The organism is Herbaspirillum lusitanum P6-12, assembly GCF_000256565.1.
In the GTDB taxonomy this organism is placed as follows: Bacteria; Pseudomonadota; Gammaproteobacteria; order Burkholderiales; family Burkholderiaceae_D; genus Herbaspirillum; species Herbaspirillum lusitanum.
Window position 1 is genome coordinate 1 of sequence record NZ_AJHH01000101.1, and the last position, 5,001, is coordinate 5,001.

Genomic DNA, 5,001 nt, shown 5'->3' on the forward strand with positions numbered 1-5,001 from the left:
ATTTATTTAAAATATAAATATTAAAAGTGCTATGCCCTATAAATTACAGCCAAATAAAATACCCATCAAGCTATGAAAATCCCATATATATCGCCAGCTTCCGCGGCATTTTTCGATTATCGATTTCTTTCCAATCAACAAATATTTGACAGCATTATGTCATTGTGGAACAATTAATACAAGCTGATTAAGAACGAAAAAATCACAAAAATAAACCGACCTTGTTTTAAGCAAAAGACCCACTCCCCGCAGTTGAAGGCACTCCGCCCGACCGAGATCGCGCGGATATGCGGGCGTGGGACATCACACCAATTTGGGAGAATCAGATGCAAGCAAAGACAGTTGAAATATCAAAGGGATTGACGGGATTCTTGGCAGCACCGGATGTGCAGAGCAGCACTGCAATCGTGCTGATTCAAGAAATTTTTGGAGTGAATGCGTACATTCGGTCGCTGGCAAAGGAATATGCAGGCATGGGCTACACGGTACTCGCCCCCGATCTTTTTTGGCGCAGCGCGGCCGGGATTGAATTGGATGCTTCCCGCGCCGAAGATCGTGAACAGGCCATGCAGTTGAACGCGCAGTACAACGATGACGACGGCATGCAGGATCTGCGAAATGCGATCGCCTATCTCAGGCAAGCAATGCCGACTGCGACAAAAATCGGCGCCATTGGTTATTGCCTGGGAGGACGCCTCGCCTACAAACTCGGAAAAGAAAATATGGTTGACGCCGCTGTCGCCTATTACGGCGTCAATATCCAGAAATTTCCAGGCGATCCGAATACGATGTCGCCGACACTCATCCATATCGCCGGAAGCGACCACCTTTGCCCGCCAGAAGCACAGCAGGAAATCGTGGATACCTATAAAGGCGCATCAAGGGTTCACGTTGACATCCACAAAGAGGCTGGGCACGGCTTTGCACGCCCGGGATCGCAACACTACTCCGAGAGCGCAACCAGCCAGGCCAACGCCAGGACGACAGCATTCCTTCAAGAAAACCTGAAGTAAAAGGCCCCGCTCATGAGCCAGCAACGCACACCTGTCGTCGTTCGCGAAGTTCGCCAGGAGACTGGGGACATCAAATCTTTTTTCCTCACCGGAGTTGATGGCGCAGTTTTGCCGCCATTCAAACCGGGGGACCATATAGATATAGAACTGCAGGAAGGGACCGTACGCCAATACTCCCTTTGCAACGGCCCACTGGAAACAGATGCGTATCACATCTCGGTCAAGAAAGAAGCCGCCTCTCGAGGCGGATCGCGCATCCTGCATGAGAATGTGAAAGAAGGCGATGTACTCCATATATCCCCTCCTCGCACCAACTTCCCGTTGACGACAGAAGCGACACGCCATATTTTCATTGCAGGCGGAATCGGGATTACCCCGATCCTGTCCATGCTAAGACATCTGCAGCATGAAAACCGTCCCTGCGAATTGCACTACTTCACGAGAACCGAGCCGGACACTCCATTTCGCGGCGAATTGAAAGCCTCTTTGCAATCGGCCTTGCACACAGGACTGGACGCCGAACGCACCAAGGAGCAACTGGCAAACATCCTGTCGTCCCGGACAGATGGCTCCCACCTCTTTTTTTGCGGACCGGCGCCCTTCATGTCCGCCATCCGAGCACTGGCAAGCAGTCTTGGCTGGCCGGAAGATTCCGTTCACTATGAATATTTCTCCCCTCCGGACACAGCGGCCACCGCCACAGTGGATACTCCGTTCCAGGTATATCTGGCGAAGTCTCAATGTACTTTTGACGTCCCTGCCGGCAAGACCATCCTGGAAGTATTGAGGGCTGGCAAAATCCCTGCCGAAAGTTCCTGCGAGCGAGGGACATGCGGCGCATGCGTGGTAAAGGTATTGGAAGGAACTCCCGAACATCGAGACAGCTTCCTGTCTGATTTTCAGAAAAAATCCGGAAAAAAAATTGCGCTATGCGTATCCCGATCGCAATCTCCGCTGCTGACAATCGACCTGTAGAACAAGCTTTACTGGCCACGAGATACCAGTCAGGAAAATCTGGAAGGAATGGCAAGAGCTGAAACTGATAGCCTGGTAAAACAAGGAAACCTTCGTGTCCACGCATCGCATTGCCACCAGGGCAGAGCGATCCGGACACGTCCGAATGCGGTTAGGACACGGGAACTTGCATGGAAATCCCAAAAGATGGATGATTCTCCCGCGTAGAGATGCGCAATGAAAGAGATGATTGGACGCTCCGTTGAAAGACCAGTGTGTAATTGCCCCTTTCAGTGCACCTCGCAATATAAACAATTTCATTAAGCGACATGTCCGTCAAAAATATGACCAGCGAAATTCACTCTCCTGCAGGACTTCTGTTTACCCAACTCATTCTGGAAACGTTTCGCCTGAATGGCCGACTGCTGGTGATCGGAGACAATCTCACCAAAGATCTGGGACTAACCAGCTCGCGCTGGCAGATACTGGGCGCCATTGTCCAGGCCCAGGCTCCGCTGACCGTTCCCTCCATCGCCCGAAACATGGGACTTCAACGACAGAGCGTGCAACGCACTATCGACGTGCTGCATAAAGAAGGCCTGGTTTTTTTTGAAGACAATCCTCACCATCAGAAAGCCAAACTGGTTACCCTCACCAAAGCCGGCGACGCCATCTACAAGAAGGTGAGCACAATTCAGACTACGTGGTCGAACGAAATGGCAAGCGGACTGGATTTACAAGACCTGGACCGGGTGATTCAAGTGATGCGCGTCCTCAGAGAGCGAATCGATGAAACCTGAAGATCCGAATGGCTCGCCAACCCATCAGCTTTAAAAATGTTTGTTAACAATATTATCTAATTAATAGATAATATCGGCATGAAAAAAATTGATATTCAGCTGCTGTCGATCTTTAATGAAATCTATAAAACTCGCAGCGTCAGCAAAGCAGCGACTGCATGTGATCTAAGCCAACCCTCGATCAGCCTGGGCCTCTCCCGGCTGCGAAAACACTACAACGATCCTCTGTTCGTCCGCACCAGCGGGGGAATGGAGCCTACGCCGTTGGCAGACATCCTGTTTTCCTCGGTCCAGAAAACTCTGGAACAACTGGAATTCACGCTGGGTTATCAAGCCAGCTTTGAGCCGGAGAAGTCAGAACGTACTTTCCGCATCTGCGTTACCGACGTGAGCCAGAATGTCGTGGTCCCCGGATTGATGAATGCGCTCAAGGTATCGGGCCCCCATCTGCGCCTGAGCCTGATTAACGCATCAGACCAGACATCAACGTTGATGAAGACCGGCGAAGTGGATATGGCCATCGGCTTCATCCCGGTGCTTGATTCGGATTTTCGCCAGGAAAGGCTCTTTGATGAAGACTTTGTGTGTATTGCCAGCGCATCCCATCCGCGCATAGGAAAATCACTCACGCTTGCGCACTTCACAAACGAAAATCACCTGATCGTAACCACGTCAGGCACAGGCCACTGGATCGTGAGCAAGACTCTGGACGCCAAACGCATCACCAGAAAAATCGCTCTGGAAGTGGAGAACTTCCTGGGAATAGGCTCGATCATCTCCCAGACAGACCTGATCGCAACCGTGCCTCGACGCTTCGGAGAAAGCCTGGCGCAAACGCACCCCCTGAAGACATATCCATCCCCTGTCGTTCTACCTCCCTATTCCGTCAAACAATACTGGCACGAGCGTTTCGACAACGATCTGAGCAACAGATGGCTGCGCAATGCAATTGCCCATCTGTTCGCCGAGTCCTAGACCTCCGATTGTCGCGCCAGCATTGGACGACGTCCCAGCAGATAGAATATGAAGCAGAGCGCGCCCAGCACGACTGCTGAGGCAATCAACCCTCCCCGATACGATCCCATCAGGTCAAACGATCGCGCCAGCCCGATCGAGCCGATACCGACGCCAAGAGTGAAAGCCGAAAAGAAGTATCCCGTGATTTCGCTGAACGACTTCATGGGAAAGTAAAGCGCCGCAAAATATGCCAGCATGTCCGCCTCCGCTCCGCCGGCGACGCCGACCAGAATACAAGCCACCAGGAAGAAGCCGGGCTGCTCTGCGCCAAGTGCAAACACCAACACGCCGATCAGGGGAGCAACAGCAAATAGAATCGCCACGCGCGGCGGTGTGAAACGATCGAACATGAAACCGCACATCAGCCTGCCGGCAATCATTGAAATACCGACGACACTTTGCGCTATGGCGGCAATTTGAGTGGCAGCGCCCTGATCGGTCAATATTGCCGACAGATGCGATATCGTTCCATTGACCCCTGTGCCCATCAGAAAAAAAGCGCCGGCCAGAAGCCAAAAAGTGGGGCTGCCGAATAATTTGATGCGAGGCTCCTCCCCCGCAGTCAGCGCCCCCTTCTGCTCCTGCTTTTCAGGAACGCCATAGCCGCGCCTGAAGACGAGAAAGCCCCCCAATCCAACGATCAGCACAATGCCGCCAAGGATCTGATACGTGTGCCTCCATCCCTCGTTGGCGATGAGATGCTGGGCCAGCACCGGCATGACAGCCCCGCCGATTCCTATGCCCGCAGTTGCCAGGCCGAGCGCCAATCCTCTGTTTCCGATGAATCGACGAGCAATTTCCCGGCTGTAGGACAGGGGGGAATGCGCCACTCCCGAGATGCCGATGACGGTGAACACCAGAAAATAGCCATACATATCGGTAACCCATCCGAGCGAACATATGGCCAACGACAGAACCACGATAGAAGGAACGACGACGTACGACACGCCGATACGATCGACCAATCGTCCGATCAAGGGAGACACCACAACCGTCATGACGGTAATCACCAACAACGCGGCGGACAACACGGATCGGCTCCACCCCAAATCCGCAGCGAGTGGCTTCAAGAAGATGGCAAACGTAAAAAATATGACCGGATAAGTACTCGCGGCCAGCGCGAGGAAAGCTCCACCGACAAGCCACCATGGACTGGCGGCATCTTTTATTGTTTTCAATTCTGTCTCCAAAATAAACCTCAAAAAAAAGTGGTACAT

5 protein-coding genes are annotated in these 5,001 nt (G+C 52.4%); 4 read left to right on the forward strand and 1 reads right to left on the reverse strand.

Annotated features, from left to right (window positions below):
- The first annotated feature begins 326 nt into the window (after positions 1 to 326).
- The 4 genes from HLUSI_RS0103540 (at position 327) to HLUSI_RS0103555 (ending at position 3,742) form a co-directional block, all read left to right on the forward strand.
- Positions 327 to 1,013, forward strand: coding sequence for a dienelactone hydrolase family protein (locus tag HLUSI_RS0103540; RefSeq protein WP_029363079.1), 687 nt, complete (start codon positions 327 to 329; stop codon positions 1,011 to 1,013).
- A gap of 12 nt (positions 1,014 to 1,025) precedes the next feature.
- Positions 1,026 to 1,988: a PDR/VanB family oxidoreductase gene (locus tag HLUSI_RS0103545; protein ID WP_016832660.1), complete on the forward strand. Its 963-nt coding sequence runs from the start codon at positions 1,026 to 1,028 to the stop codon at positions 1,986 to 1,988.
- Between the two features lie 308 nt (positions 1,989 to 2,296).
- On the forward strand, positions 2,297 to 2,767 hold the full coding sequence (locus HLUSI_RS0103550; RefSeq protein ID WP_016832661.1) for a MarR family winged helix-turn-helix transcriptional regulator: 471 nt from the start codon (positions 2,297 to 2,299) through the stop codon (positions 2,765 to 2,767).
- A gap of 78 nt (positions 2,768 to 2,845) precedes the next feature.
- Entirely contained in the window at positions 2,846 to 3,742 is an 897-nt protein-coding gene (locus HLUSI_RS0103555) for a LysR family transcriptional regulator (RefSeq protein WP_016832662.1), read from the forward strand.
- Here the strand turns inward: HLUSI_RS0103555 and HLUSI_RS0103560 are convergent.
- Positions 3,739 to 5,001, reverse strand: a 1,263-nt coding sequence (locus HLUSI_RS0103560) for an MFS transporter (protein ID WP_016832663.1), incomplete at its 5' end; no start/stop codon positions are given. The two genes, HLUSI_RS0103555 and HLUSI_RS0103560, sit on opposite strands and share 4 nt — an antisense overlap.

Coding starts and splice junctions, on each gene's coding strand:
- HLUSI_RS0103550 (WP_016832661.1), top strand. CDS start 2,297: ATGTCCGTCAAAAATATGACCAGCGAAATTCACTCTCCTGCAGGACTT.
- HLUSI_RS0103555 (WP_016832662.1), top strand. CDS start 2,846: ATGAAAAAAATTGATATTCAGCTGCTGTCGATCTTTAATGAAATCTAT.
- HLUSI_RS0103540 (WP_029363079.1), top strand. CDS start 327: ATGCAAGCAAAGACAGTTGAAATATCAAAGGGATTGACGGGATTCTTG.
- HLUSI_RS0103545 (WP_016832660.1), top strand. CDS start 1,026: ATGAGCCAGCAACGCACACCTGTCGTCGTTCGCGAAGTTCGCCAGGAG.